Raw genomic sequence first — 3,595 nt, forward strand, 5'->3', positions numbered from 1 at the left:
GTAGTCCCGGATGTGCCGGACGATGTGCTCCATGATGGGCCGGTTGCCCACCGGGAGCATGGGCTTCGGCTGGTTGGCGGTGAGGGGGCGCAGGCGGGTGCCCTCGCCGCCGGCCATGATCACCGCCTTCACCGGCATCCCCCGCGGGGCCGAGCGGACGAGACGCTTGCAGCCATGGAGATTCGTTCCCTTGTCTTCGGCGCCCTGCCAGGGACGCGTGGCCGGTCGGGGCGGCCGGCCGGTGGGGTCGCGGCACCTGGGCGCCCGGACCGGGGTCCTGGGTACGGACCGGCTCGGCCAGACGGCCGGCGGCTCCTGTCGGCGCTAGGAGCCGGCCTCCGCCCGGTGGCCGAGCCGTTCGAGCACCATTCTGACGTAGACCGCCCCGGCGAGGTAGTACATCGCCACCCCCACCCACAACCCGGCCAGCCCGAGCAGGCGGGCGGCGTCGGCCACGGCCACGTCGGTCGCCCCCAGGGTCAGCACCGGCAGGGCGAACAGCAGCACCAGGGTGGCCGCCTTCCCGAGCAGGATCACCTCGGGCGGCTCGATCCCGCGCCGCTTCAGCAGCGGCCAGCCGCACAGCAGCACCAGGTCCCTCGCCACCAGCAGCACCGCCGCCTGCCACGGCACCACCCCCTGGAACACCAGCGCGATCGCCACCGACGCGATCAGCAGCCGGTCCGCCAGCGGGTCGAGCAGCTGCCCGAGCCGGCTCACCTGCCCGGTCCGCCGGGCCAGCCACCCGTCCACCCAGTCGGTCGACCCCACCAGCGCCGTCAGCACCAGCCCCCACCCGTACCGCTCGGTGGCCAGCAGGTAGGCGCAGACCGGCATCAGCAGCAGCCTGACCAGCGTGACGGCGTTGGGCACGGTGAGGATCGCGCTCGACACCCGCCGGCTGGGCCCCAGCGGCCCCGGGACCTCGGCCGGCACCGGGTCGCCCGCGTTCCCGGCGGCCGGGGGCGGGTCGGGGGCCGGGTGCGGGTCGGACCGGTTGGTGTCGTTCATGCCGTGGAGCGTAGACCACCGCCCGGCCATGTGCGCCGGTGCCCGCGGCTGGAACGGCCGGCCTGGCGGCGGGCCGGTGCCCGGCGCGCCATCGGCCCGGCGCGAGAGATGCGTAGCTGCCCGTCGAGCCCGGGGTCAGGGACAGGCGAAACGCGCTCGTTCGCTGGGCGGTTCTTCTGGTGGAGGTGCTGCCATGACTGAGCCGCAGAAGCTTGCCGACCTGGTGCCGGTCGAGGTCCTGACCGAGGTGAACACCGCCATCGCGGTGCTCGAGATCCAAGGCCCGGCCATCACCGAAGCGCTGCGGCAGCTCGACCGGGCGACCACGATGGCCTGGAAGGCGGTGAACATGCTGGGGGTGACCGACGACGAGTGGGGGCTCGTCAAGCGCGAACTCGGTATCGAGCGTGGCTGGGATGCGGCCTACCAGCTGGTCTCCACCTTCGACCTGCCGAGCATGCAGCCGTCCGCCGACGTAACGGCTGCCGGCCCGTAAGCGCTCCTTCTGGCGGGAGAGGTGCCAGGAAGTGCGGACGCCCTCGGTCGCTACCACGGCCGGGGGCGTCCGCCTGTTTCCAGGTGGCGCCGCCGTGGTAGGTGGCGTACTTCGGTGGTCGGGAGTTGTTTCGGGGCTCGCCGTCCACCCAACCGGGCTGGCGATCGGCCCTGGGAGTGAGCTGCCCCACAGCTTGGTCCGGTCAGCTGCAGGTGCCGTCCCGGCGCTTCCGAGTCGATGTAACGCCTGAGGCCGGCAAACGTTCTTGGTGATGCTGCGCGCGACACACGGCCCCGGCTGGGAGGACCCCGGGGCCGTGTATGTCTGAGACGTTCGTCTGTGTGAACGGTAACGCCGGGCCCGCTGTTGGCGTTCCTTCGAATGTCGATGGGCGGGGTGCGCGTCCTACCCTGCGCCTCCCCGGGACAGCCAATCGACCCAGGGCCGACTGCCCCGCGAAGCGACGCCCAGGCCGCGACCCCGGGGAGTCTCTCCCCGGGGTCGCGGTGCACTCTGGCCACCGCACCAGCAAGGACGCCGGGTGGGCCCGGGTCGTGTTGCCCGTCCACGCCACCAGCCGGCGAGCGCTTGCCGACGCAACGCGTTGGAGCATGCCCTCTGGCTCCTGGCCGCCTCGACCGGGATGCGTCGCGGAGAGTGCCCGGCCTCCAGTGGCCCGACATCGACCTCGGCCGCGCCCGGCTGGCTTGTGGGGCCGCTGGACTGCGGAGATTGCGTGGTCGGGACGGCCGGATTTGAACCGGCGACCCCCAGTCCCCCAGACTGGTGCGCTAACCAAGCTGCGCCACGTCCCGAACGCGGGCCCGAAGGCCCGAAACGGCCGTCAGGATATCACGGCCATTGGCGCCTTCCGCCGGTCGGCTAGCCCCGGCGGTCGGCGCCCGCGGGCCGCTCGCGGGTCCGGACCCGGACCACCAGCCGGACCGGCGTGCCCTCGAACCCGAAGGTCCGCCGCAGGTCCCGCTCCAGGTAGCGGCGGTAGCTGGGGGTGAGCTGGCCGCTGGTGAACAGGACCACCTCGGGCGGGTCGACCCTGGTCTGGGTGGCGTAGCGGACCTTGACCGAACGGCCGCGCACCGGCGGCGGCGGCGTGCGCTCGGTCGCCTGCCCCAGCCACTGGTTGAGGGCCGCGGTGGGGATGCGCCGGGACCGCTCGGCCAGCACCCCGTCGACCAGGCCCCAGATCCTCTCGACCCCCCGGCCGGTGCGGGCCGAGACGCGCAGCATCGGCGCCCAGTCCACGAAGTACAGCTTGCGCTCCAGGTCGACGCCGAACTGGCGCCGCGCCTCGTCGTCCATGAGGTCCCACTTGTTGGCCAGCAGGACCAGCCCGCAGCCGGCCTCGACCGCCCGGACGGCCACCTTCTGGTCCTGCTCGGCCACGCCCAGGGGCGCCTCGAGCACGAGCAGGGCCACGTCGGCCCGGTCGACCGCCTCCAGGCTGCGCACGAAGGCGAAGTAGTCGGCCCCCTCGGCCTGCTGGAACGAGCGCCGCATGCCGGCGGTGTCGACCAGCCGGTAGCTCCGTCCGGCCCACTCCACGATCGAGTCGACGGTGTCGCGGGTCGTGCCCGGGGTCGGGTCGACGATGGCCAAGTCCCGGCCGGCCAGGCGGTTCAGCAGGCTGGACTTGCCGACGTTGGGCCGGCCGACGATGGCCAGGGCCGGGACCTCGGGCTCGGCGTCGGCGGTGGCCGTGTCGCCGAGGCGCCCGACGACCGCGTCGAGCAGGTCGCCCGAGCCGCGGCCGTGCAGGCTGGACACGGCCAGCGGCTCGCCCAGCCCCAGCGACCACAGGTCGGCGACCTGCGGCTCGGCGGCGGCGCTGTCGACCTTGTTGGCGACCAGCAGGACCGGCACCTGGCCGCGGCGCAGGCGGGCGGCTACGGCGGCGTCCTCCTCGGTGACCCCGACGGTGGCGTCGACGACGAAGAGGACGAGGTCGTCGAGCGGCTCGGCACCGAGGCCGCGGCCGGCGAGGAGCCCGAGGTGCCGGCGCTGGCGATCGTCGGCCGGCCCAACGTCGGCAAGTCCAGCCTGCTCAACCGGCTGGCCGGCCAGGACCTG

4 protein-coding genes, 1 tRNA gene and 1 pseudogene are annotated in these 3,595 nt (G+C 73.7%); 2 read left to right on the forward strand and 4 right to left on the reverse strand.

Annotated elements, in window-relative coordinates:
* Positions 1-138: sugar phosphate nucleotidyltransferase (locus VF468_01975; GenBank protein ID HEX5877088.1), on the reverse strand; the 138-nt coding region annotated here is incomplete at its 3' end.
* 186 nt (positions 139-324) lie between these two features.
* A complete protein-coding gene (locus VF468_01980; protein HEX5877089.1) occupies positions 325-1,011 on the reverse strand; it encodes a CDP-alcohol phosphatidyltransferase family protein in 687 nt (228 codons plus the stop codon).
* A gap of 193 nt (positions 1,012-1,204) precedes the next feature.
* Here VF468_01980 and VF468_01985 point away from each other — a divergent pair, with 193 nt between their 5' ends.
* Entirely contained in the window at positions 1,205-1,507 is a 303-nt protein-coding gene (locus VF468_01985; protein HEX5877090.1) for a hypothetical protein, read from the forward strand.
* A 737-nt stretch (positions 1,508-2,244) separates the two neighbouring features.
* Here the strand turns inward: VF468_01985 and VF468_01990 are convergent.
* Positions 2,245-2,322, reverse strand: a tRNA-Pro gene (locus VF468_01990).
* Between the two features lie 67 nt (positions 2,323-2,389).
* Positions 2,390-3,460, reverse strand: a pseudogene (gene der / locus VF468_01995) (ribosome biogenesis GTPase Der).
* A gap of 57 nt (positions 3,461-3,517) precedes the next feature.
* Between der and VF468_02000 the strand changes: the two are divergent.
* Positions 3,518-3,595, forward strand: a 78-nt coding sequence (locus VF468_02000) for a GTPase (GenBank protein HEX5877091.1), incomplete at its 3' end; no start/stop codon positions are given.

Source organism: Actinomycetota bacterium, assembly GCA_036280995.1.
Lineage (GTDB): Bacteria > Actinomycetota > CALGFH01 > CALGFH01 > CALGFH01 > CALGFH01.